Origin of the sequence: Microbacterium rhizosphaerae (genome assembly GCF_034120055.1) — a bacterium.
Taxonomy (GTDB): domain Bacteria; phylum Actinomycetota; class Actinomycetes; order Actinomycetales; family Microbacteriaceae; genus Microbacterium; species Microbacterium rhizosphaerae.
In genome coordinates this window covers 1,177,921-1,201,301 of record NZ_CP139368.1, presented here as the reverse complement: position 1 = coordinate 1,201,301, position 23,381 = coordinate 1,177,921, and the positions used below count along the sequence as shown (strand labels likewise).

The 23,381-nt window shown below is 71.2% G+C and carries 22 protein-coding genes; 8 read left to right on the top strand and 14 right to left on the bottom strand.

What is annotated here, in order from left to right; all coding sequences use genetic code 11:
* Positions 1 to 19: 19 nt before the first annotated feature.
* Positions 20 to 1,471 (bottom strand): aldehyde dehydrogenase family protein, encoded by a 1,452-nt coding sequence (locus SM116_RS05290; RefSeq protein WP_320943411.1) that lies wholly within the window; start codon positions 1,469 to 1,471, stop codon positions 20 to 22.
* Between the two features lie 155 nt (positions 1,472 to 1,626).
* Between SM116_RS05290 and SM116_RS05285 the strand changes: the two genes are divergently transcribed.
* Together SM116_RS05285 and SM116_RS05280 are read left to right on the top strand one after the other, a co-directional pair.
* Complete coding sequence (locus SM116_RS05285; protein ID WP_320943410.1) at positions 1,627 to 1,851, top strand: hypothetical protein; 225 nt, start codon at positions 1,627 to 1,629, stop codon at positions 1,849 to 1,851.
* A gap of 144 nt (positions 1,852 to 1,995) precedes the next feature.
* Positions 1,996 to 3,648 (top strand): thiamine pyrophosphate-binding protein, encoded by a 1,653-nt coding sequence (locus SM116_RS05280; RefSeq protein ID WP_320943409.1) that lies wholly within the window; start codon positions 1,996 to 1,998, stop codon positions 3,646 to 3,648.
* Here the strand turns inward: SM116_RS05280 and SM116_RS05275 are convergent.
* A complete protein-coding gene (locus SM116_RS05275) occupies positions 3,645 to 5,051 on the bottom strand; it encodes a glyceraldehyde-3-phosphate dehydrogenase (protein ID WP_425563298.1) in 1,407 nt (468 codons plus the stop codon). The two genes, SM116_RS05280 and SM116_RS05275, sit on opposite strands and share 4 nt — an antisense overlap.
* Positions 5,052 to 5,366: 315 nt before the next feature.
* On the opposite strand from SM116_RS05275, the gene SM116_RS05270 reads away from it, so the two are divergent.
* Positions 5,367 to 6,182, top strand: a complete 816-nt coding sequence (locus SM116_RS05270) for an LLM class flavin-dependent oxidoreductase (RefSeq protein ID WP_320943407.1) — start codon at positions 5,367 to 5,369, stop codon at positions 6,180 to 6,182.
* 99 nt (positions 6,183 to 6,281) lie between these two features.
* On the opposite strand, the gene SM116_RS05265 is transcribed toward SM116_RS05270, so the two are convergent.
* From SM116_RS05265 to paaA, 6 genes are read right to left on the bottom strand one after another with little or no spacing between them, the layout of a single operon-like run.
* Positions 6,282 to 7,037, bottom strand: coding sequence for an enoyl-CoA hydratase/isomerase family protein (locus SM116_RS05265; RefSeq protein WP_320943406.1), 756 nt, complete (start codon positions 7,035 to 7,037; stop codon positions 6,282 to 6,284).
* Positions 7,034 to 8,173, bottom strand: coding sequence for a 1,2-phenylacetyl-CoA epoxidase subunit PaaE (gene paaE / locus SM116_RS05260; protein WP_425563292.1), 1,140 nt, complete (start codon positions 8,171 to 8,173; stop codon positions 7,034 to 7,036). Before paaE ends, SM116_RS05265 begins: the two co-directional genes overlap by 4 nt.
* Positions 8,170 to 8,637 (bottom strand): 1,2-phenylacetyl-CoA epoxidase subunit PaaD, encoded by a 468-nt coding sequence (gene paaD, locus SM116_RS05255; protein WP_320943405.1) that lies wholly within the window; start codon positions 8,635 to 8,637, stop codon positions 8,170 to 8,172. The genes paaE and paaD overlap by 4 nt, the downstream gene beginning before the upstream one ends.
* The gene (paaC, locus tag SM116_RS05250) at positions 8,634 to 9,422 is read right to left on the bottom strand and encodes a 1,2-phenylacetyl-CoA epoxidase subunit PaaC (RefSeq protein WP_320943404.1); all 789 of its coding nucleotides are present in this window, start codon (positions 9,420 to 9,422) and stop codon (positions 8,634 to 8,636) included. The genes paaD and paaC overlap by 4 nt, the downstream gene beginning before the upstream one ends.
* Positions 9,419 to 9,724 carry a 1,2-phenylacetyl-CoA epoxidase subunit PaaB gene (gene paaB / locus SM116_RS05245; protein WP_320943403.1) on the bottom strand — a complete coding sequence of 102 codons (306 nt, stop codon included), beginning with the start codon at positions 9,722 to 9,724 and terminating at the stop codon, positions 9,419 to 9,421. Before paaB ends, paaC begins: the two co-directional genes overlap by 4 nt.
* Complete coding sequence (gene paaA / locus SM116_RS05240) at positions 9,724 to 10,695, bottom strand: 1,2-phenylacetyl-CoA epoxidase subunit PaaA (protein ID WP_320943402.1); 972 nt, start codon at positions 10,693 to 10,695, stop codon at positions 9,724 to 9,726. Before paaA ends, paaB begins: the two co-directional genes overlap by 1 nt.
* Positions 10,696 to 10,764: 69 nt before the next feature.
* Between paaA and SM116_RS05235 the strand changes: the two genes are divergently transcribed.
* Positions 10,765 to 11,406 carry a TetR/AcrR family transcriptional regulator gene (locus tag SM116_RS05235; protein ID WP_320943401.1) on the top strand — a complete coding sequence of 214 codons (642 nt, stop codon included), beginning with the start codon at positions 10,765 to 10,767 and terminating at the stop codon, positions 11,404 to 11,406.
* A 114-nt stretch (positions 11,407 to 11,520) separates the two neighbouring features.
* On the opposite strand, the gene paaZ is transcribed toward SM116_RS05235, so the two are convergent.
* Genes paaZ through SM116_RS05220 form a run of 3 tightly spaced genes read right to left on the bottom strand, consistent with a single transcriptional unit; the run spans position 11,521 to position 15,151 of the window.
* Positions 11,521 to 13,587, bottom strand: a complete 2,067-nt coding sequence (gene paaZ / locus SM116_RS05230; protein WP_320943400.1) for a phenylacetic acid degradation bifunctional protein PaaZ — start codon at positions 13,585 to 13,587, stop codon at positions 11,521 to 11,523.
* Complete coding sequence (locus tag SM116_RS05225) at positions 13,584 to 14,417, bottom strand: 3-hydroxyacyl-CoA dehydrogenase family protein (RefSeq protein WP_320943399.1); 834 nt, start codon at positions 14,415 to 14,417, stop codon at positions 13,584 to 13,586. Before SM116_RS05225 ends, paaZ begins: the two co-directional genes overlap by 4 nt.
* Positions 14,414 to 15,151 carry an enoyl-CoA hydratase/isomerase family protein gene (locus SM116_RS05220; protein ID WP_320943398.1) on the bottom strand — a complete coding sequence of 246 codons (738 nt, stop codon included), beginning with the start codon at positions 15,149 to 15,151 and terminating at the stop codon, positions 14,414 to 14,416. Before SM116_RS05220 ends, SM116_RS05225 begins: the two co-directional genes overlap by 4 nt.
* 83 nt (positions 15,152 to 15,234) lie before the next feature.
* On the opposite strand from SM116_RS05220, the gene paaI reads away from it, so the two are divergent.
* The 3 genes from paaI to SM116_RS05205 are packed head-to-tail and all read left to right on the top strand — an operon-like array spanning position 15,235 to position 17,424.
* Positions 15,235 to 15,684 carry a hydroxyphenylacetyl-CoA thioesterase PaaI gene (gene paaI / locus SM116_RS05215; RefSeq protein WP_320943397.1) on the top strand — a complete coding sequence of 150 codons (450 nt, stop codon included), beginning with the start codon at positions 15,235 to 15,237 and terminating at the stop codon, positions 15,682 to 15,684.
* Positions 15,681 to 16,970 carry a phenylacetate--CoA ligase PaaK gene (gene paaK, locus SM116_RS05210; protein ID WP_320943396.1) on the top strand — a complete coding sequence of 430 codons (1,290 nt, stop codon included), beginning with the start codon at positions 15,681 to 15,683 and terminating at the stop codon, positions 16,968 to 16,970. Before paaI ends, paaK begins: the two co-directional genes overlap by 4 nt.
* 34 nt (positions 16,971 to 17,004) lie before the next feature.
* Positions 17,005 to 17,424, top strand: coding sequence for a hypothetical protein (locus SM116_RS05205; protein WP_320943395.1), 420 nt, complete (start codon positions 17,005 to 17,007; stop codon positions 17,422 to 17,424).
* Positions 17,425 to 17,454: 30 nt separating this feature from the next.
* Here the strand turns inward: SM116_RS05205 and SM116_RS05200 are convergent, their stop codons facing one another.
* Both SM116_RS05200 and SM116_RS05195 read right to left on the bottom strand, forming a co-directional pair.
* A complete protein-coding gene (locus SM116_RS05200; protein WP_320943394.1) occupies positions 17,455 to 18,990 on the bottom strand; it encodes an HNH endonuclease signature motif containing protein in 1,536 nt (511 codons plus the stop codon).
* A gap of 163 nt (positions 18,991 to 19,153) precedes the next feature.
* A complete protein-coding gene (locus tag SM116_RS05195) occupies positions 19,154 to 21,013 on the bottom strand; it encodes an FAD-dependent monooxygenase (RefSeq protein ID WP_320943393.1) in 1,860 nt (619 codons plus the stop codon).
* Positions 21,014 to 21,180: 167 nt separating this feature from the next.
* On the opposite strand from SM116_RS05195, the gene SM116_RS05190 reads away from it, so the two are divergent.
* Positions 21,181 to 21,876 carry an IclR family transcriptional regulator gene (locus tag SM116_RS05190; protein ID WP_425563299.1) on the top strand — a complete coding sequence of 232 codons (696 nt, stop codon included), beginning with the start codon at positions 21,181 to 21,183 and terminating at the stop codon, positions 21,874 to 21,876.
* Here the strand turns inward: SM116_RS05190 and SM116_RS05185 are convergent, their stop codons facing one another.
* Entirely contained in the window at positions 21,877 to 23,262 is a 1,386-nt protein-coding gene (locus tag SM116_RS05185) for an MFS transporter (protein ID WP_320943391.1), read from the bottom strand.
* Positions 23,263 to 23,381: the final 119 nt, after the last annotated feature.

Here is a 23,381-nt window from a genome sequence, read left to right as displayed (position 1 = left end):
CGGCCCTCGCCGCACCGGCCTACCGGCGGCCCGGTCCGCTCACGACCTGCGGTACCGCGACCGACTTCAGCCCCTCGACGCCGAACTCCAGGCCGTAGCCGGAGCCCTTCACGCCGCCGAAGGGGATCATCGGGTGCACGCCGCCGTGCGAGTTGATCCAGACGGTGCCGGCTTGGATGCGGGCGGCCACGGCCCGCGCCGCATCCTGATCGCCCCACACCGAGGCGCCGAGACCGACGTCCAGACGGTTCGCGCTGGCGATCGCATCCTCGACGTCCGAGTAGCGGATGATCGGCAGGGCCGGCCCGAACTGCTCCTCGTCGACGATCGCCATGCCGTCGGCGACGTCGGCGACGAGGGTGATCGGGTAGAACAGCTCGCCGAGCTCCGAGGCGGGCGCGCCGCCGGTGACGACCCGGCCGCCGTGGGCCCTGGCATCGTCGACCAGGCGGCTGACGATGTCGAACTGCTGGCGGTTCTGCAGCGGGCCGAGCACGTTGCCCTCGTCGAGGCCGTTGCCCATCGGCATCTGCTCCGCGACACCGGCGAGCGCGTCCACGACCTCGTCGTAGATCGAGTCGTGCACGTACAGGCGCTTGAGCGCCGCGCACGTCTGCCCGGTGTTGATGAACGCGCCCCAGAAGAGGTCCTGCGCGATCGCCTGCGGGTCGGTGCCCGGCAGGACGATCCCGGCGTCGTTGCCGCCGAGCTCGAGGGTGAGGCGGGCGAGGTTGCCTGCGGAGGCCTCGATGATCCTGCGGCCGGTGGCCGTCGACCCGGTGAACATGACCTTGTCGATGTCGGGGTGGGAGGCCAGTCGCGCGCCGACCTCGCGGTCGCCGGAGATGCCGATCAGCACGTCGGGCGGCAGCACGTCGTTCATGACCGACAGGAGCGCCAGGACGCTGAGCGGCGTGAACTCGCTCGGCTTCACGACGACGGTGTTGCCCATGCGCAGCGACGGGGCGATCTGCCAGATCGCGATCATGAGGGGCCAGTTCCACGGACCGATCGCGCCGACGACGCCGACGGCTCGGTAGTGCAGCTCGGCGTGCACCTGGCCGTCGTCGACGATCACCTCGGGCTCGAGCGGAGTCGTCGCGGCCGTGCGCAGCCACGCGCCGCACGCGCCGAGCTCGAATCGGGCGTTCGGGCCGCCCAGGGGCTTGCCCTGCTCGCGCGAGAGCAGGCGGGCGAGGCCCTCGGCATTCGCGTCGATCGCGTCGGCGGCCTTCAGCAGCAGCGCGCTGCGCTCGTCGTGCCCGAGCGCCTCCCACGCCGGCTGCGCGGCCTTCGCGCGGGCGATCGCGTCGTCGAGCGCCGCCACGCCGTCGACCGGGGCACGCCCGATGATCTCGCGGGTCGCAGCATCCGGGATCTCGCGTCCCTCGCCCTCCGGGGCCTGGATGCGGGCCAGCAGCGCCGCCTCGTCCAGACCCGTGGCCTGGACGTCAAGGGTGGAATCGGACATCGGTGTCTCCTTCGTCGTTTCTCCCAGTCTGAGTCCGGTCACGCAGATCGACTTGACCCCGAGCGCGCCCCACTTGCCCGGGGGCGAAGGATGCCTCGTCACGAGGCCGGCCGGCCGCTAGGCTCGCGTGATCCCCTGTCGGAGAGGACGGGTCAATGCACCAGCGACGCTCGCTCATCGTCGGCATCGCGCTGCACGCGGTGCTGCTGGCCGCCCTCATCTGCGGGATGCTGCTCGACCTCACCGCGGGCCGCTCCCCGCATCTCGGGCCCGTGCTGATCGCCGCCTACGTCTGCGCATCGCTCGTGATCACGACGGTGATGTTCTGGCCCGCCGTCGTGCCCCGTCGGCGACCGGGCCGCGCCCGCGCGAGCCGATAGACTGACGACGTCCGGCCCCGGTCATTCGGTCTCGAAGGATCCGGCCGGTGCTCGCAAAAGGAGCACGCAGCGCGGCGGTGCACGACACGGCCCGTGCGAGACACATACGGAATCCATCCCGTCCCTGTCTCGAGAGGCTTCGCCATGCCCACTGTCTCCGCCCACGTCGCCGTCACCCTCGCCCGCCACATCGACCACGTCTTCGGGGTGATGGGCAACGGCAACGCGTACTTCCTCGACGCGCTCGAGCGCCAGACCCCCACCCGCTACACGCCGGTGCGCCACGAGGCCGGCGCTGTCGTCGCGGCCGACGCCTTCTTCCGCGCGTCGAACCGCATCGCCGCCGCGACCGCGACCTACGGCGCCGGCTTCACCAACACCCTCACGGCGCTCGCCGAGGCGGTGCAGGCCCACGTCCCGCTCGTGCTGGTCGTCGGCGACGAGCCCACGTCGGGCCCGCGCCCGTGGGACGTCGACCAGATCGCGATGGCGTCGGCCGTCGGCGCGCGCACGTACACGGTCGGTCGGGCGGATGCCGCGGCCACCACCGTCATCGCGATCGAGCACGCCCTCACCTACCGGGTGCCGACGGTGCTCGCGATCCCATACGACGTCGCCCGGCTCGACGCCGGTCCCGTCCCGGAGGCGCCCGAGCCCCGCATCCCCGCCCCGCTCACCCCGGCCGGCGCGTTCGCCGTCGCATCCATCGCGTCCCTCGCGCGCGACCTCGCCGGCGCGCAGCGCCCCTTCCTCCTCGCCGGCCGTGGCGCGTGGCTCGCCGATGCCGGCGAGGCCCTCGGCGCCCTCGCCGATGCGACCGGCGCCATCACGGCATCGACCGCCCTCGGCCGCGGTGTCTTCCCGGCGGCGGAATTCGATCTGGGCGTGACCGGCGGCTTCGGCGCGGACGGCGCGATGGCGCTCGTGCGCGAGGCCGACGTCGCCGTGGTCTTCGGCGCATCCCTCAACCAGTTCACGATGCGCTTCGGCGACCTGTTCTCCCCCGGCACGCGGGTCGTCCAGGTCGACGTCGCGCCGACCGCGACGCATCCCCATGTCGGCGGATTCGTGCGCGGCGACGCCGCCGTCGTCGCCTCGGCCCTCGTGGCGGAGCTCGACATGCTGGGCGCGATGCCGAGCGGGTGGCGGGAGTCGGTCGACCTCGCGCCCCTGCGCGAGCGCGAGCCGGGTGACGGCATCGCCGCCGACGGCCGACTCGACCCGCGCTCGGTCGCCCACCGCATCGGCGAGCTCCTCCCCGAGGACCGCGTGGTGGTCTCCGACGGCGGCCACTTCATCGGCTGGGCGAACATGTACTGGCCCGTCGCATCCCCCGACCGCATGATCATGGTCGGCACGGCGTATCAGTCGATCGGTCTCGGCTGGCCGTCCGTTCCCGGGGCAGCGCTCGCGCAGCCGGAGGCGACGGTCGTGCTCACGACCGGCGACGGCGGCGGGCTCATGGCGCTCGCCGACCTCGAGTCCGCGGTCCGCGTCGCGCGCGGTCGCGGCATCGCGGTCGTCTGGAACGACGCCGCCTACAGCGCCGAGGTCAACCTGTACGGGCTGAAGGGCCTCGCCGACGACCCGATGCGCATCCCGCAGGTCGACTTCGCGGGCCTCGCCGCCGCCGTCGGCGCGGAGGGCGTGGTCGTGCGGGAGCTCGCCGACCTGGACCGACTCGCATCCTGGGCCGCGACGCCGGCCGACCAGCGCCCCTACCTGCTCCTGGACTGCCGGATCTCGGGCGACGTCATCGCGCCCTACCAGCAGGAGATCATCCGCGTGAACTCCTAGCGCGCGAGCGTGACCTCGCGCCGAGCCGGCCGCACGACCGGGTGCGTGCCGGCCATCTTCTCCAGTACGCGGATCACCTGGCACGAGTAGCCGAACTCGTTGTCGTACCAGACGTAGAGGATGAGGGTGTCCTCGTCGGCGATCGTGGCGAGACCGTCGACGATGCCTGCGCGGTGCGAGCCGACGAAGTCGGTCGAGACCACGTCGGGCGACTCCACGTAGTCGATCTGCTGGCGCAGGCGGGAGTGCAGCGAGATGCGGCGCAGGTAGTCGTTGACCTGCTCCTTCGTCGCCGGTCGCTCGATCGTCAGGTGGAGCACCGCGAGCGACACGTCCGGGGTGGGCACGCGGATCGAGCTGCCGGTGAGCCTGCCCTCCAGCTGCGGCAGCGCCTTGGCCACGGCCTTGGCGGCGCCGGTCTCGGTGATGACCATGTTCAGCACGGCCGAACGGCCGCGGCGGTCGCCCTTGTGGAAGTTGTCGATGAGGTTCTGGTCGTTCGTGAACGAGTGCACCGTCTCGACGTGCCCCTTGACCACTCCGTACGCCTCGTCGATCGCGGCGAGCACGGGCGTGATCGCGTTGGTGGTGCACGAGGCGGCGGAGAGGATGCGGTCCGCCGGCGCGATCGTGTCGTCGTTGATGCCGTGCACGATGTTCTTCAGCGGGCTCTTGCCGGGTGCCGTGAGGAGCACCCGCGCGACGCCGGATGCCCGGAGGTGCTGCGAGAGCCCCTCCTCGTCACGCCAGCGGCCGGTGTTGTCGACGACGATCGCGTCGCGGATGCCGTAGGCGGTGTAGTCGACGGATGCCGGGTCGTCGGCGTAGATCACCTGGATGCGCGTGCCGTTCGCGATGATCTGCTGCGCATCCTCGTCGATCGACACCGTGCCCTGGAAGCGCCCGTGCACCGAGTCGCGCAGCAGCAGGCTGGCGCGCTTCTGCAGGTCGTTCAGCCCGCCCTTGCGCACGACGATCGCGCGCAGGCGCAGGCCGCTGCCGCCGCCGGTGTGGGAGATCAGGATGCGGGCGAGCAGGCGCCCGATGCGCCCGAAGCCGTAGAGGACGACATCGGCGCCGGCGGGGGCCGCATCCGCGTCATCCTCCCCGTCGGGGAGGATGTCCGCCAGCTGCGCGGACAGGACGTCGATCGCCGCGTCATCGCTCGCGCGGACCTCCGCGCAGAGCCGGCCCACGTCGATCGACGCCGCGCCCGGTGCGAGGTCCTCGAGCGCCGCGAGGACCGCGAGCGTCTCGGCGGGATCGAGCTCGTCGTGCCCGAGCTGACTCACGCGCTCGTGCACCTCCAGCAGTCCGATGGCGGAGAGGTTGATGATGCGGTGGCCGTGCAGCGACGTCACGACCCCGCGGTTGCGATACAGACGCCCGATGACGGGGATCATCTGCTCGGCGAGTTCCTCGCGCGCTGACCAGTCGTGGGTGCGCCCTGTGTCCTCGGCCAGCTCTGTGTCGACCACGTCGTCCCTTTCGTGCGGGTGTGCAGATTCGTGGAGGGGATGCGGTGCTCTCCGCCGGTTCGCGGGCACCAACGGTCCAGAGTAGTGGGCCACATCGGTAGACCAGCCGGCTTTACACCCGCTCAGCCGTCAAGAATCGATGTTCTTGACGAATCGGTAGAACGGTCCTCCGTCGGGATGCCACCCGGTGTCTCCCCCGGGAGGATGCGCACGCGCCCCCGCCCGGTCCAGGCTGAGGTCATGACACCCTTCCGATTCGGCGCCGTGGCCGCCGTCCGCGGCCCGGCGCGCGCGTGGCGGGACACCGCTCTGCGCCTCGAGAGCGCCGGATACTCCGTGCTGCTGACCCCCGACACGCTGTGGACGCCGTCGCCCTTCCCCGCCCTCGCCGCCGCCGCAGCCGCGACGACGACCCTGCATGTCGGCACGTGGGTGCTCGCGGCGCCCCTGCGCTCGGCCGCGGCGACGGTGCGCGAGACGCGCACGCTGGCCGAGCTCGCCGACGGCCGCCTCGAGCTCGGCATCGGCGCGGGCCGTCCGGGCGGAGAGCGGGATGCCGAGGCCCTCGGCGTGCCGTGGGGGACGCCGGGCCAGCGGGTCGATCACGTCGAGGCGACCATCGCCGCCCTGCGCGGCTCGCTCGGCGACGGCCTGCATCTCACGATGGCCGCCGCGGGCGACCGGATGCTGCGGATCGCCGGGCGGCACGCGCAGACCCTGGCGCTGCCGCTGGCCCCGACCGCGGACACGGCCGCCGTCGCCGAGGCGGTGGCCCGGGTGCGCGCGGTGACGCCGGCCGACCGGCCGCCGCTCGAGCTGGCCCTCCAGATCGTCGGCGTGGGCGACGACGTGCCCGAGTGGATGCGCCAGAACGCCGGGGTCACCCCCGAGTCGCTGCGCGCGTCGGGTGCGGTCGGCCTGCTGTCGGGCGATGCGGTCCGCGACGCGGACGCCCTGTTCGCCCTGCGCGAGGCGACGGGGGTGTCGTTCCTCACGGTCTCCGACGAGTTCTCCGCGCGGCTCGCGCCTCTTGTCGGCGTGCTGTCGGGCGCCTAGGAATGGAGCCGGTCGCCGAGTCTGTCGCCGAGCCTGTCGAGGCGTTGCCCCCACCGCGATCGCCGGTGCCACCCCTCGACAAGCTCGGGGACCGGGTTCTCACTCCCCCGTGAACTCGGGCTTCCGCTTCTCGCGGAATGACGCGAAGCCCTCCGCGTAGTCGTGCGTGTGCCGCAGGCCCTCCTGCTCGTGCGTCTCGGCGTGCACGGCATCCCACAGCCGCGCGTCGCGCAGACGCGCGATGACGCGCTTGGAGGCCAGGAACGCCTGTGTGGGCCCCGTCGCCGCCCGCCGCGCCCGCTCGCGCGTGACATCGAGCACCTCGCCCGCGGGCATCGACCGCGAGAAGAGCCCGGCGGACACGGCATCCTTCCCGGAGATCAGCTCGCCGGTGTAGATGAGGTCGAACGCGCGATGCGCGCCGAGCCGCTCGAACAGCAGCGCGTGCCCGCCGGAGTCGAGCAGGGCGCCGAGGTTCGCGAAGGGCGAGCCGAGCTTGGCGTCGTCGGCGACGTAGACGACATCGGTCGCGATCGCGAGGCCGAGCCCGACGCCGAGGCACGCCCCCTGAACGGCGGCGAACGTCGGCGCCGGGAAACCCGCGATGCGCCGCATGAGCGCCTCGGTCGCGCCGAGGTATCCGGGCACGTCGTCGGTCGCGGGATCCACGCCCGCGATGTCGCGCCCCGCGCAGAAGGCGCGGCCCTCGCCGCGCAGGACGACCGCGCGGGCGCCGGTCGCCTCACGGAACGCAGCATCCAGCTCCTCGATGCCCGCGAGGTCGAGCGAGTTCAGCTTCTCGGGGGCGTTCAGGACGATCTCGGCGACATCGCCGTCTCGCGTGAGCTCGATCATGTGTCGTAGTCCACTTCCACTTCGGGGGTCATCGGCACGGACTGGCACGTGAGCACGAACCCGGCCGCGATCTCGTCGGGCTCGAGCGCGTAATTCTCCTCCATGTCGACCTCGCCGCGCACGAGTCTGGCGCGGCACGTGCCGCACACGCCGCCCGCGCACGCGAACGGTACGTCGCCGCGGACCCGGAGCGCCGCATTGAGCACGGTCTCGCGCGAGTGCACGGGCGAGGTCACCGTGCTCGTGATGCCGTCGAGGCGGAACTGGATGCGGTGCACCTCGTCTGCGGCCACGACCGGCACGGCGGCACCGTGCTGTCCCGCGGGGCGCTCGGGGCGATCCGTCGTGAACAGCTCGTACCGCACCGCGTGCGGATCGACGCCGAGCGACGAGAGCAGGTCGCGACACGTCTGCACGAGCTCGAACGGGCCGCACAGGAACCATTCATCCACACCGTCCACTCCGATGACGTCCTCGAAGATGCGGCGGAGGCGGTCGGCATCCAATCGCCCCGACATGAGGTCGGCGCTGCGTCGCTCCCGTGTGAGCACGTGATGGATGCCGAGCCTCGCGGTCCAGCGGTCCTTGAGGTCGGCGAGCTCGTCGACGAACATCGCATCCATCGCGGTGCGGTTGGAGTAGACGAGATCGAACGTGTCGTCGGGCCGCTCGCTCAGGGTGTGCGCGATGACCGCCATCATCGGAGTGATGCCGCTGCCGGCGGCGACGCCGACGTAACGCGCGGGGCGGTCGGTCCTGACGTGCGGGGTGAACCGGCCCTCCGGGCTCATGACGTCGAGCGTCATGCCCGGGGCGAGCTCGGCCAGGGCCCACGTCGAGAAGACACCTCCGAGCTCGCGTTTGATCGCGACCTTCAGAACCCCCGGCTGTCCCTTCTCATGCGCCACCGGCTGGGGCGCCTGGCAGATGGAGTAGCTGCGGCGCAGCTGATCCCCGTCGAGCGTCGTGCGCAGGGCGACGTACTGGCCGGGCGCGTAGGAGTAGGCATCCGCGAGCTGCGGCGGCACCGCGAAGGCGACCTCGATCGCGTCGTCGGTGAGCGGGCGCACCTCCGACACCTCGAGGGCGTGAAAAGTGGCGCGTCGACGCGTCGCGGTGTCACCCGGCAGGCTCAACGCAGCTCCTTGAACCGGTCGAACGGCTCGTGGCACCGCTCACAGACCCACAGCGCCTTGCAGGCCGTGGATCCGAAGTGCGACAGTTCGCGCGTGTGCAGCGACCCGCAGCGCGGGCAGCGGATGCCGAGTCCGAGGCTCACGCGTGTGCCGACACGCGGCGCCGGCGGGGCGATGCCGGCGTCGGCGAGGGCGCGGCGACCGGTGTCGGTGATCCAGTCGGTCGTCCACGCGGGGCTCAGCACGACGTCCACCCGTCCGGGGATCCCCTCCCCCTCGAGCGCGCGCACGATGTCGTCGCGGATGGCGTCGACGGCCGGGCATCCCGAATAGGTCGGCGTGATCTCGACGATCGTCTGTCCGTCGTCGTCCAGCCGGACGTCGCGGAGGATGCCGAGGTCGGCGATCGACACCATGGGCAGCTCGGGGTCGGGGATGGTGGAGACCAGCTCGCGAACGTTCACCAGGCCGCTCCCGGGTGGCGTCGGGCGAGCACCTGCATCTCGGCGAGCAGGTGTCCCAGGTGCGGCGAGTGGATGCCGAGCCGCCCCCGGCCGCGGGCAGCCGGCACGGCCGGCACCTCGAGCGTCGCCTCCGCGATCACCGGCAGCACGGCCGCGTCGAACGCCGCGCGCAGCGACGCGGGATCAACGGCCACGCCGTCGGGGGCCGCATCCGCCGCGGGATCGTCGGAGAAGAGCTCGTCGACATACGGCCACATCGCGACGAGTCCGGCCTGCATCCGCCGGTGCGACTCGTCGGTGCCGTCGCCCAGGCGCAGCGTCCACTGCGTCGCGTGGTCGAGGTGGTAGGCGACCTCCTTCGCCGCCTTCGCCGCGATCGCGGCGAGCGTGGGGTCGGCGGATGTCTGGAGCTCGTCGTACAGGGCGACGAGGTACGCCGAGACCAGCAGCTGCCGGGCGATGGTGTGCGCGAAGTCGCCGTTGGGCTGCTCGAAGAGCCACCGCGAGCGGAACTCCTGCTCGTCGCGGAAGTACGCGAGGTCGTCTTCGTCCTTCCCCCAGGCGGAGCCCACGTAGGTGAGGAAGCCGCGCGCGTGCCCGAGCAGGTCGAGACCGATGTTGCCGAGGGCGACGTCCTCCTCGAGCTCGGGAGCGTGGGCGATCCACTCGCCGAGGCGCTGCGCGAGGATGAGCGAGTCGTCGCCGAGGCCCATGGCGTATGCGGCCGTCCGTTCGTCGGCGATCTCGCCGACGGCAGTGGTCCTGGGAAGTATGGCGCGGCTCACAGGTGCGGCACCCCCTCGGACGCGGTGTAGTACGTGGCGTGCCGGTAGTCCTTGCCGGCCGGCGACTCGAAGAACTCGCCGCGGGCATCGGGGTCGGAGGTCGTGATCGCGGATGACGGCACCACCCAGATCGAGACGCCCTCGCCCCGACGGGTGTAGAGGTCGCGGGCGTTGCGGACCGCCATGGTCTCGTCGGGCGCGTGCAGCGAGCCGGCGTGCACGTGGCTGAGGCCCCGCGACGACCGGATGAAGACCTCCCACAGGGGCCAGACCTCTGGCCCCTCGGCCGGATTGGTGCCCATCACGCCACCTTCCGCTTCCGCTTGTCCGCATACGCCGCGGCGGCCTCACGCACCCACGCACCCTCTTCGTGAGCGGCTCGCCGGGTCGCGACGCGCAGGGCGTTCGCCTGCCCGTTGCCGCGCAGCACCTCCCGGAACTCGTCCCAGTCGAGGTCGCCGTAGTTCCAGTGCCCGGTCTCCTCGTCCCAGCGCAGGTCGGGGTCGGGCAGCGTGAGCCCGAGGATCTCGGCCTGCGGCACGATCATGTCGACGAAGCGCTGGCGCAGGTCGTCGTTCGAGAAGCGCTTGATGTTCCAGGCCATCGACTGCGCGGAGTTGGGGGACGCGTCATCCGGCGGCCCGAACATCATGAGCGCGGGCGCGTACCAGCGGTTCACCGATTCCTGCGCCATCGCCTTCTGCTCCGCCGTGCCGCGCGACAGGGCGAGGAGGATCTCGAAGCCCTGCCGCTGGTGGAACGACTCCTCCTTGCAGATGCGGATCATCGCCCGCGCGTAGGGGCCGTACGACGCGCGGCACAGCGGCACCTGGTTGCAGATCGCGGCGCCGTCGACGAGCCAGCCGATCGAGCCCATGTCGGCCCAGGTCGGCGTGAGGTAGTTGAAGATCGACGAGTACTTCGCGCTGCCGTCGATCAGCTGCTGGGTCATCCGGTCGCGCGTGATTCCGAGGGTCTGCGCGGCCGCGTAGAGGTAGAGCCCGTGGCCGGCCTCGTCCTGGACCTTCGCCATCAGGATCGCCTTGCGCTTGAGGCTCGGGGCGCGCGTGATCCAGTTGCCCTCCGGCTGCATCCCGATGATCTCCGAGTGCGCGTGCTGCGAGATCTGCCGGATCAGCGTCCTGCGATACGCCTCCGGCATCCAGTCGGCGGGCTCGACGCGGGAATCTGCGGCGATCAGCTCGTCGAAGCGGGCCTGGCCCGCAGCATCCACGGCGCTGTCGTCGGTCTCGCGGGTGAGCACGCCATCCATCGATCCTCCTCGATCCCGCCGGAAGTCCTATTACTTACCGGTCGTTCAGTAATGGTACTCTCTTGTGCCATGGCGAACAACACGGCGGGCCGGGCTCTGGATGAGACGGCGGGCGCCTTTCGCCGCGGCAACGGACGCACCGACAGGCCGCCCTATGACCTCGACGCCGTGCTCGACGTCGCCGTCGCGACCTTCAACGAGCGCGGCTACGAGGCGACGTCGATCAGCGTGCTGGCCGAGCGGCTCGGCACGAGCAAGTCCGCGCTGTACTACCACGTCAGCGGCAAGGAGGAGCTGCTCGATCGCGCCCTGTCCCGCGCGCTCGATGCGCTCGAGGGCGAGATCGCGGATGCCGAAGCCCTGCCGGGCTCGGCCGCCGAGCGCCTCGAGGCGGCGCTCCGCGGAGCCGTGCGCGCACTCGTCGCGGAGCTTCCCGCCGTCACGCTCCTGCTCCGGGTCCGCGGCAACACGGAGGTCGAGCGCGAGGCGCTGCGCCGGCGCCGGTCCGTCGACCACCGGCTCTCCGCGCTGGTGGATGCGGCGCACGTGGAGGGATCCCTGCGGGCCGACCTCGACTCGGGCACGACGTCGCGGCTCCTGTTCGGCATGATCAACTCGCTCGTGGAGTGGTACCACCCGGACGGTCCGCTCTCCGCGCAGGGGCTGGCCGACACCCTGGTCTCCGTCGCGATGGACGGCCTGCGCGCCTGACTCCTCACGCCGGCCCGTGCACAACCGCGGGCCGATCGAGCGACACGCCGTGTGGCGGCATCCGTCCCGGTGTGTCGCCGTCCCGCACCCGCCGTTGTGCACGCTGCAGAACGACTATCCCTCCTTCGCCACCAGTGTCAGGACGTCGTACGTCGCGACGATCTCGTCGTCCTGGTTCCGGATGACGGCATCCCACCGCACCTCGCCGTAGTCCTCGCTCTCACGCGGGCTGATCTGCTTCGCCGTGAGCGTCACGCGCACGCGATCGCCGGGCGAGACCGGGGTGACGAACCGCAGGTTCTCGAGTCCGTAGTTCGCGAGCACCGGACCCGGCGCGGGGTCCACGAAGAGGCCCGCCGCGAACGACAGGAGGAGGTAGCCGTGTGCGACGCGCCCGGGGAAGAACGGGTTCGCCGCCGCCGCCTCCTCGTCCATGTGCGCGTAGAACGTGTCGCCCGTGAACTCGGCGAAGTGCTCGATGTCGTCGAGGGTCACCTCGCGCAGGTCAGACGCGAGCTGGTCGCCGACCCGCAGCGTCGCGAGGGACTTGCGGAACGGGTGGATGCCGGTGTCCGCCGCGGCGCCGGCCCGCCACTGGCCGGTGAGCCGGGTGAGCACCTCGGGCGAGCCCTGCAGCGCCGTGCGGCGCATGTAGTGCAGCACCGAGCGGATGCCGCCGAGCTCCGTGCCGCCGCCGGCGCGACCCGGTCCGCCGTGCACGAGGTGCGGAACGGGCGAGCCATGCCCGGTCGACGTGCGGGCGACGGATGCGTCGAGCACGAGCACGCGGCCGTGGAACGGCGAGATCCCGGCGACGAGCGCCGCGACCGTGTCGGGGTCCGTCGAGCACACGGTGGCCACGAGCGAGCCGTCGCCGCGGTTCGCGAGCCGCACGGCATCCACGAGGTCGGAGTAGCCGATGACGGATGCGACGGGCCCGAATGCCTCGAGGGCGTGCACCACGGGGGCGTCGGCATCCGCGAATCGCAGCAGGATGGGCCGCAGGAACGCGCCGGCGTCCTCGGGGCCTGTCGTGCCGTCCGCGCGCCGGACCTCCGGGGACTCGAGCGACCCGACGACCATCTCGCCGCCGCCGGCGAGGAGCTCGGCGACGCGCTCGCGCACCTCGCGCCGCTGCTCGAGCGACGCGAGCGGACCCATCGTCACGCCCTCCGCCCGCGGGTCGCCGAGGACGACCTTGGCCTCGAGCCGTGCGCGCACGGCGTCGATCACCGCGTCGACCCGGTCGTCCGGCACGATCACGCGCCGGATCGCCGTGCACTTCTGGCCGGCCTTCGCCGTCATCTCGGTGACGACCGAGGCGACGAAGGCCTCGAAGTCCGGCGACCCGGGCTCGACATCGGGACCGAGGATCGCGGCGTTCAGCGAGTCCGCCTCGGTCGTGAGGGTCACGCCGCGCATCGTGACGGCGTCGTCGCGGCGGAGGATGCGACCGGTGGATGCCGAGCCGGTGAAGCCGACGGCATCCCTCGCGTCGAGCAGGTCGAGGAAGCCGTGCGCCTGCCCGACGACGAGCTGCAGCGAGCCCTCGGGAAGAAGCCTGGAGTCGGCCATGACCCGCACGGCGGCCTCGGTGAGGTACGACGTCGGCGTCGCCGGCTTGACGATCGAGGGGACACCGGCGAGGAAGGCGGGCGCGAACTTCTCGAGCATGCCCCACACCGGGAAGTTGAACGCGTTGACCTGGAACGCGACGCCCGGCAGCCGCGACCACAGGTGCTGGCCCCCGAAGCTGCCGTCGCGCGAGAGCGATTCGGGCGCGCCGTCGACGATGGTCGTGGCGTTGGGCAGCTCGCGGCGACCCTTCGACGCATAGGTGAACAGCACACCGATGCCGCCGTCGATGTCGATCATGCTGTCGCGCGGTGTCGCGCCGGTCCGGGCGCTCACGGCGTACAGCTCGTCCTTCGCGGCGGTGAGCGCCTGCGCGAGCGCCTTCAGGATGAGTGCCCGACGGTGGAACGGCAGCTCGCCGAGCGAGGCCTGCCCGACCGTGCGGGCGTAGTCGACAGCCGCGGCGAGGTCGGGCGCTCCCCCGGCGGTCGCCACGAGGATGCCGGTCGCGGCATCCCTCAACTCGACCTCGTCGTCGACGGGTGCGGCGGCCCACTGGCCGGCGATCCAGCTCGAGACGGGCGGTGCAGTCGTCGTCGTGGTCATTCCTCACTCCATTCGTAGAATCCGCGGCCGGTCTTGCGGCCGAGTCGGCCCTCGGCGACCATGCGCCGCAGAAGTTCGGGCGGGGCGAACCGCTCGCCCAGTTCGCGGTGCAGGTGCTCGGCGATGCCGAGGCGCACGTCGAGTCCGACGAGGTCGGTCAGGCGCAGCGGGCCCATGGGATGCCGGTATCCCAGCACCATCGCCTCGTCGATGTCGGCGGGCGAGGCGACGTCCTCCTCCACCATCCGGATCGCCTCGAGCCCGAGCGCGAGGCCCAGCCGCGAGCTCGCGAAACCGGGCGAGTCACGGACGACGATCGCCGTCTTGCCGAGCGAGGCGACCCAGTCGCGCGCGGCGACGACGAGGTCGTGATGGGTCATGGTTCCCCTCACGATCTCGACCAGCGCGGACGAGGGCACGGGATTGAAGAAGTGCAGGCCGCAGACCCGCTCGGGTCGGCGCAGGGATGCGGCGAGCGCGTCGATCGAGAGCGACGACGTGTTGGATGCCAGCCACACGTTCGGGCCGACGGCCGCCTCGACCTGGGCCAGCACCGCGCGCTTGAGGCCCGCGTCCTCCGGCACGGCCTCGATCACGAGGTCGGCGCCCGCCAGACCCTCGACGTCGCCGACGAATGCGACGGTCGTCGCATCGCCCGCATCCCCGTTGGCCCGGATCGCGTAGCGCTCCATCGTGGCGGCGGCCCGCGCAACGGCAGCGGGATCCGAGTCGAGGATGCGCACCTCGGAGCCGGCCACGGCGAAGACGTGCGCGATGCCCACGCCCATGCGGCCGGCGCCGACGATGCCGACGACGGCCGGGAGGCTCATGCCTTGCGCCTCTCGAGGAAGGCCGTCATGCGCTCGCGCTTCGCCGGCGAGACGAAGCACTCCGCCTGCGCGTCGTCGTCGGCACGCGGGTGGGCATCGAGCGGGAGGCCCATGAGCCGCTTGGTGTGGCGGATGGCGAGGGGGTCCTGGGAGGCGATCCGATCGGCGACGGCGTCGGCCGCGGCATCCAGCATCTCCGGCGCATGCACCGCGGACACCAGACCCGCCGCGAGCGCCTCCTGGGCGTCGATGATCCGGCCGACGAGCAGCATCTCCTTGGCGAGCGGCTCGCCGACGAGCCGGGGCAGGCGCCACGTCGCACCCGCCGCGGCGACGATGCCGAGCGACGGCTCGGGGTTTCCGAAGCGGGCGCGCTCGCTCGCGATGCGGATGTCGGCCGCGTACGCGAGCTCGGCGCCTCCCCCGAGCGCCCAGCCGTCGACGGCGGCGATGACGGGCATCGGCAGGTGGGCGAGGCGGTCGAACAGGCGCGAGTTGATTCCCTGGAGCGCTTCGTCGCGGCTGCGCTGCAGGAGCTCTGCGATGTCGGCGCCGGAGGCGAAGACACCGTCCGAGCCGCACAGGATCAGGATGCGCGGCTTCCGCTCGAGCTCGTCGCACACCGCGTGGAGCGCCTTGACGGTCTCGAGGTCGATGGCATTGCGCACCTCGGGTCGGTGCAGTCGGATGCGCAGGCGGTCCGGCCGATCGTCGTCGCGCAGTATGGTCGGCATGGGTCGTCATCCTTGACTTACTGAACGTTCGTTCGTCACCATGATGACACAGATCGGGTCGCTCGAAGAAGGTGACAGCAGCCATGGACGATGACGTCTTCGCCACCGCGCACGCGCGCGACATGATCGCAGCCGACCAGGCGTCGGCGATGCTCGGCATCGAGGTGACGAGCGCCTCCCCCGGCGAGGCGATCGTCCGGATGCGGGTGCGGGCGGACATGCTCAACGGCTTCCACGTCATCCACGGCGGGCTCGTCTTCGCGGTCGCCGACACCGCGTTCGCGCTGGCCTGCAACGAGACGGATGCCGTGACCCTCGCCGCGGGCGCCGACATCGTCTTCCTGACCTCGGCCCACGAGGGCGAGGTCCTCACCGCGACCGCGCAGCGACGGTCCCTCGTGGGTCGAGCCGGCGTCTACGACGTGCGCGTGCAGGCCGACGACGGCCGGATGGTCGCAGAGTTCCGAGGCCGCAGCCTCACCACGCGCAGGCCGGTGCCCGACCGGTCGATCCCGGAGAAGGACATGCCATGACCTACACCGCTGTTCTCGATGATGCGGAGCGCATGTCGCTCGACGAGCTGCGGGCCGTGCAGCTGCGTCGCCTGCAATGGACCGTGCGGCACGCCTACGAGAACGTGCCGTTCTACACGCGGTCATTCGATGCGGCGGGCGTCCATCCGGACGACATCCGCGCGCTCGATGATGTCGCCATGCTGCCGTTCACGACGAAGGACGACCTGCGGGCCGAGTACCCGTTCGGCATGTTCGCCGTGCCGCGGGCGCAGGTGCTGCGCATCCATGCCTCCAGCGGCACCACGGGCCGCCCGACCGTCGTCGGCTACACGCGCCAGGATCTCGACACCTGGAGCACGCTCATGGCGCGGTCGATCCGCGCCGCCGGCGTCAGGCCCGGCGACATGGTGCACAACGCGTACGGGTACGGGCTGTTCACCGGCGGGCTCGGCGCGCACGCCGGCATCGAGGCGCTCGGCGCGACGGTCGTGCCGATGTCGGGCGGCAACACCGTGCGGCAGGTGCAGCTGATCCGCGACTTCCAGCCCGACGCGATCATGTGCACGCCGACCTACCTGCTGACGATCGTGGATGCGATGCGGGATGCCGGCATCGACCCGCGCTCGACGTCGCTGCGGGTGGCGATCCTCGGCGCGGAGCCATGGACCGACCAGATGCGCCTCACGATCGAGGAGTCGCTCGATCTGGATGCGTGCGACATCTACGGGCTCTCCGAGATCATCGGCCCCGGTGTCGCGAGCGAGTGCGTGGAGTCGAAGGACGGCCCGACCGTCTGGGAGGACCACTTCCTGCCCGAGATCGTCGATTCGGAGAGCGGGATGCCGCTTCCCGACGGCACGCAGGGCGAGCTGGTGTTCACGACGCTCACGAAGCAGGCGATGCCCGTCATCCGCTATCGGACTCACGACCTCTCGACGCTCCTGCCCGGCACGTCCAGGCCTGCGATGCGGCGCATGGCGAAGATCACCGGTCGGAACGACGACATGATCATCCTGCGCGGGGTGAACCTCTTCCCGACGCAGATCGAGGAGATCGCCCTCGCCATCCCGGACCTGTCGCCGCATTTCCTGCTGGAGCTGACCCACGAGGGGCACCTCGACCGGCTCACGGTCCGCGTCGAGCCCGATCCCGCCGCGTCGCACTCTGCGGTCGTCGAGGCCTGCGTGCTGCTGCAGCGCGAGATCAAGGCGCGGATCGGCTCGACGGTGACCGTGGTCACGGCCTCGGTCGGGTCGCTGCCCCGCAGCGAGGGGAAGCTGAAGAGGCTCGTCGACCTCCGCTGAGGCTAGGGTCTCCCGTGGGGGGACGATGGTGAGGTTGCGCATCAGGTCGGGCCCGGCGAAAGTCGGGTACATCGTCGTGTCGATCATCGTGATCCTGCTGATCGGAATCGCTCTCTCCTTCGCGGTGTCGCAGGTCGCGGCGCAGCTCGTCGCCCTGGCGGTCGGCGTGGCGCTGTTGGTTCTCGGTGTGCGTTCCTTCCGTGGGGCCAGCGAGGCGGTGGCGCCGCCTCGCGCGTGGTGGCGGATGACCGAGCGCCCCGTCGCGGGCTACCTCGTGGCCATCTACTTCTTTCTCGCCGGGCTGGGCTACCTCGTGGCGCCGTTCGCCGCACCCGCGATCGAAGCCCTCTACATCGGCGTGTACGCGATGGCGGTGGCGGCCTACGTTCACTCGTCGATCCGCCTGTCTCTTCGACCGCCCGAGGAAGGCGACACCGCGCCGCAGGAGTTGTAGGCGCTCACGCCGACAATCAAGCCAGTACTCCTAGAACGGTGGCGGGTCGGTGTCCAGTTCTGAGGCGCTCCCGCGCGCTCCCGGGACGAATCTGACCGTGGTCGCCGGGCGGTCCTCGTAGTGGCGGCCCGTCGGAGAGGTCCACTCGAGGATGCCACCCCCGACCTGCCGCACCGTCCACGCCGTGTGGTGCTTGATGGTGTGGTGACCGCGGCAGAAGTGCGCGAGATTGCAGATGCACGTTGCCCCGCCGAGCGCAGCATCGCGCGTGTGGTCGATGTCGCAGCGGTGCGCGGGACGGCGGCATCCGGGGAAGCGGCACCGCTCGTCACGCGCAGCGAGGTACGCCCGCTGCCTGGCGGTCGGCTTGTAGCGGTCGACGGCGACGGGCAGCCCCGAGGTCGGATCAAGGCACACCCGTTCCCATCCGGGCGCGTGACCGGCCAGCGTTCGTGCCGTGCCGATGGGGATCGGGCCGAATGTCGGCAAGACTGCGACGCCCGCCGTCCTCCCCGGGTCCGCATCTTCCGGCACGGCGTCGTCCGGCACGGCGTCGTCCGGGACCGCGTCGCCCGGCACGGCGTCGTCCGGGACGAGTGCGGCCAGCGGAACGGTGACCTGCACCACCGCTCGGATCGCGTCCAGCCCGTTGCCGTGAGCGGACGGCTTACCGGTCAGGAGCATGTCGGCGAGGATGTCCGCCCGCAGCTGGTCCATCGTCCGAGGATCGGCGGTTGCAGCATCCCCCGACCCGTGCTCGACGGCGCTGCCCGCGACTCCTCGGCCGCCCGGACCCGTGACGACGACGACGCGATCGTCCCGCTCCTCATTTCCGAGGTCGTTCATCCGCTCATCGCTCCGCGAATCCGCCGGCGCGGCCGCGTCACCGGTTCGGAGCGCCTTCGCCTGCTGGGTGAGGCGGTCGTAGATCGCGTGGATCAGCGTCGCCGGCTGGTCGAGGGTCAGCCGGGACAGATCGTCGTCGAGGTCGTAGATCCGCACCGTCCGCCGGGCGTCGGCAGCCGCGGCACGCCGGTCGACGGCCTGGGGGTCGACTCTCGCGGCCAACTCGCGTGCATGGCTGCGCAGGCGGGCCGCGGTCTCGCGCCCCGCGATCGGCAGCACGATGTCTTCGAACCGCGCCCTCAGATCGGGACGACCGAGGGCGGCCCCCGCATCCAGGATCGCCGCAACGTGCCGGGCGTCGATGTGCCCGTCGCGGAGGGCGGTGAGGGTGCCGGGAAAGGAGCCGACGAGCAACGATGCGTCGGTCAGATGCGCCTGCACGGCGCGCTCGCCGATCCGCAGTGCGGTCGCAAGTTCCGCCACGACCTCCCGCGCCGGGAGATCGGCCGCCATCCGCCGGCGCCCGTCTCGCAGCTCCTCGGCGCGAGCCGGGATCACGTCGGCTGCTGCCGCGAACAGCTCGGCCCGCTCGGCCTCCAGCTCGGCCATCGCCCTCTGGTTGGCGACAAGGCGATCGACCAGTCCATCGAGCACGCGCAGCGCCGGACTCGGCTCCCGCGGTGCGGAACGCGCGGAAGGGTCGAGCGGCAGTGCCGACATGGGGCGAGTCCATACGGATCGAGCGACAGCATCCTCACCACTCGCTCATCTCACCCGCATCAGCAGCCGACGAAGCGGCCACCCATCTCCCTGTGAAGAAACGCTATCGAACATATAGACGATACACAAGCCCCGGCGCGGACCCGGCTGTCGAAAGCGCGGCTCACACGGGCAGCAGGCATCCCGCGAAGAACTCGGCGAGCTCCCCGCGGGCGGTCAGCGGCAGCACCGCGGCCACGTACTGATCCGGCCGCACCACCACCACGACCCCGTCGCGCGACAGCCCGCGCTCGTCGAAGATCGACGGGGTGGCTCGGGTCGACTGCGTCGAGGCGTACACCTTCTCCCAGTCGGTGAGCCCGAGCGGCCCGGTCTTCGGCAGGAACACCGCCGGGACCTCTCCGAGGTCGACGTCCTCGAATGGGTCCTGGTAGACGACCTTCACGTCGAACACCGCATCCACATCCCCCTCGGCCGGCGTGTAGCGCGAGATCAGCGACGGCACCCACGCGGCCCACTGATTCAGCGAGGAACGGGATTCGTCCGCGAACGCATAGATCCGCCAGCGGCCGTCCGCCTTGGCGTGGTGACCGAGATGGATGACGTTGCCGTCGCCGACCCGCACGACCTCGGCGGACTTGAACCGCATCCCCAGCGGGAATCCGGTCGCCAAATCCTGGTGGCCCGAGGAGCCCTCGATCATCGACGGGCCGTACTGGGTCATGAACCCGGACGGGAACTCCGCGGTGCCGAGGTAGAAGGTGGCGAGCTCCTTCGGGTCGTCGATCTCCTCCGGCTTGCGCGCCATGAGCGACGACCACTCGCGGTCGAAGTCGATGAGCTGCTGCGCGACCGGCTGGCGCTCGGCCGAGTACGTGCGAAGCAGCGACTCGGGGCTGCGGCCGGTGAGCACCGAACCGAGCTTCCACCCGAGGTTGAAGCCGTCCTGCATCGACACGTTCATGCCCTGCCCCGCCTTCGCGGAGTGGGTGTGGCACGCATCGCCGGTGAGGAAGACCCGAGGCGCGTGATCCGCATCCACATCCACGTCGTCGAACTTGTCCGTGACCCGGTGCCCGACCTCGTAGACGCTGTACCAGGCGACCTGCTTCACATCCAGCGAGTACGGGTGCAGGATGTCGTTCGCCTTCGCGATGATGGCCTCGATCGGCGTCGAGCGCACCTGATGGTCGTCGTCCTCCGCGACCGCGCCGAGGTCGACATAGACGCGGCAGAGGTAGCCGCCCTCGCGGGGGATCAGCAGGATGTTGCCCGCCTCGGCGTTGATGGCGCACTTCGTGCGCCAGTCCGGGAAGTCGGTGTTGACGAGCACATCCATGACGCCCCACGCGTGGGCCGAGATGCCGCCGATGTGCTTGCGGCCGATGGCCTCGCGCACGCCGCTGCGGGCACCGTCGCAGCCCGCCACGTATGTGGCGCGGACCGTCCGCTCCTCCCCTACCCGGGGGCCGGCGGTGTAGCGCACGCGCACCTCGACGTGGTCGTCCCGCACGGTCAGGCCGACGAATTCGACGCCGTAGTCCGGCACGATCCGGGCCGGACCGTGGGCCGCCGCCTCGGCGAAGTAGTCGAGCACGCGCGCCTGGTTGACGATGAGGTGCGGGTACTCGCTGATCTGGAACGCGTAGTCCTCGGTGCGCACGGTGCGGATGATGTTGTCGACGTTCTCCGGGTCGGGCCCCCAGAAGTTCATCCAGCCGATGTTGTACGCCTCCGCGACGATGCGCTCGGCGAAGCCGAAGGCGTCGAAGGTCTCCACGCTGCGCGGCTGGATGCCGTCGGCCTGCCCCAGCACGAGCCGGCCGTCGCGGCGCTCGATGATGCGGGTCGTCACGTCGGGGTACCGCGAGAGCTGCGCGGCGAGCAGCATTCCCGCCGGACCCGACCCGACGATGAGCACGTCCATCTCGTCGGGCAGCTCGGCGGGCCGGTCGATGCCGGTGCCCGCGGCGGGCAGCACGCGCGGGTCGCCCGACACATAGCCGTGGTGGTGGAACTGCATGGGGAGCCTCCTTGCGCCCGCTTTCGCGAGGGTCGTGCCGTGGGGGCAGCGCCTGCCTCCGGCGGCCCTTGCCCTTCGAAGCAAGTGTTCTATAATCGAACTCACTGCTCTACTATTGAACAGATCGTATACGACGGATGCGACTGAGGACAAGACCCGACGGAGGGATGCCGATGGCCGACGCCCCCGCATCGCAGACCTTGAGCCGCGGCATCCGGATCCTCGAGATCCTCGCCGACGCGCGCGAGCCGCTCATGATCGACGAGGTCGCACGGCGCCTCGACGTGCACCGCTCCGTCGCCTATCGCCTGCTGCGCACGCTCGAGGACCATGGTCTCGTCGCCCGCGACGGCTCCGGCCGCGTGGAGCTCGGGTCCCGCCTCGCGGCGCTGGCCGCGGGAGTCGCCCACGACCTGCAGGCCGAGGCGCTCCCGGAGCTCACCGCGGCTGCGAACGACCTCGCGATGACGTGCTTCCTGACGGTGCTCGATCGCGACGAGAGCGTCACGCTCATGAGCGTCGAGCCGCGGCACGCCGTCGCCTCCGTCGCGCAGCGCCCGGGCTCCCGGCATCCCGTCGCCGTCGGCGCACCCGGCCGCGCGATCCTCGCACAGCTGCCGCCCGGGCAGTGGCCCGAGGGCGCCGACGCCGCGCAGATCGCGGATGCGGCGGCCTGTGGATACGCGCAGAGCCACGACGAGGTCATCCCCTCGCTCCGCTCCGTGGCGGTGCCGCTCGCGCTCCGCGGGCGCCCGCCGGTCGCCCTGGCGGTCGTCTACCTCGCGAGCGCGCATGCGCCGGAGGAGCTCGCCGAGCGCCTCACGCAGGCCGCGAACGGCATCCGCGAGGCGCTCGGCTCCTGATCAGACCTTGGCGAAGCCGCGGATCGGGCTGACCTCCTGCTCGGCCTCGTGATCCGGGCCGAGCGGGATGCCCGTGCGGTCGCGCAGCAGCAGCGTCGCGACGAGTCCGAGCAGCGTCATCCCGGCGAGGTACCACGTGATGCCGTTCGTCGACCCGGTCGCCTGGAAGATGGCCTGCGCGATCGTGGGAGCGAACGCGCCGCCGATGATGGCGCCGATGGCGTACGAGATCGAGACGCCCGAGAAGCGGATGGATGCCGGGAACAGCTCGGAGTACAGCGCCGCCTGCGGTCCATAGGTCAGGCCGAGGCCGATCGTCAGCACGATGAGCGCGACCATCAGCGAGAGGAGCGAGCCCGTGTTCGTCAGCGGGAAGAGGAGGAAGACGCCGACGAGCTGCACGATCCACCCGACGATGTAGGTGTTGCGGCGGCCGATCTTGTCGGAGAACCATCCCGCGAACCACGTCGAGATGAGCCACGTCACGCCGGACACCGCGACGACCCAGAAGACCGGGCCGGGGTTCAGCTTGATGGGCCCGGCCGGGTCGGTCGCGTAGTGCTGCACATAGCCGCCGGTCGTCATGTAGCCGACCGCGTTGTTGCCCGCGAAGACGAGCGCCGCGATGATCACCAGCAGCGTGTGCCGACGGAACAGCTGCACGATGGGCATCCGGCTCTGCTCCTTGCGCTCGGCGATCTCGTTGAACACCGGGCTCTCCTCCACCCGGCGGCGCACCCAGTAGCCGACGAGGATCAGCACGAACGACAGCAGGAAGGGCACGCGCCAGCCCCACGCCGCGAACGCCGCGCCGGGCGCGATCTGCGCCATGAGCGCCAGGACGAGGGATGCGAGGAGCAGGCCGATCGGCACGCCGATCTGCGGCGACGCGCCGAACAGCCCGCGCTTCGCCTTGGGCGCGTGCTCCACGGCCATCAGGACGGCGCCGCCCCACTCGCCGCCCGCCGAGATCCCCTGCACGATGCGCAGCAGGATCAGCAGGACCGGCGCCCACACCCCGATGACGGCGTACGTGGGCAGCAGGCCGACGAGGGTCGTGGCCGTGCCCATCATGATCAGCGTGATGACGAGGACGGGCCGGCGGCCGAGCTTGTCGCCGAAGTGCCCGGCGAGGAACGCGCCGAGCGGGCGGAAGAGGAAGCTGATGCCCACCGTGATGAAGGAGAGGATCTGCGCGAACTGGGGACCGGCGGGAGCGAAGAACAGATCAGCGAACACGACACCGGCTGCGAACGCGTAGATGAAGAAGTCGTACCACTCCACCGTGGTGCCGACGACGGTCGCGACCACGACCCGTCGGCGATCGGGGGTGCTCTGGATCGTCCCCGTGGGGGTGAATCCCGGATGCTGCGGCCCGCTGCTCATTGGCGACTCCTTCGTCTCGTCTGCCTCTGCACGGCGGAGGACCCGCCGCGAAAGTCGTGCTTGTTGCGATGAGACGGATAATATACGATTTCAGATACAACGCCAAGGGTAAGGGAGCT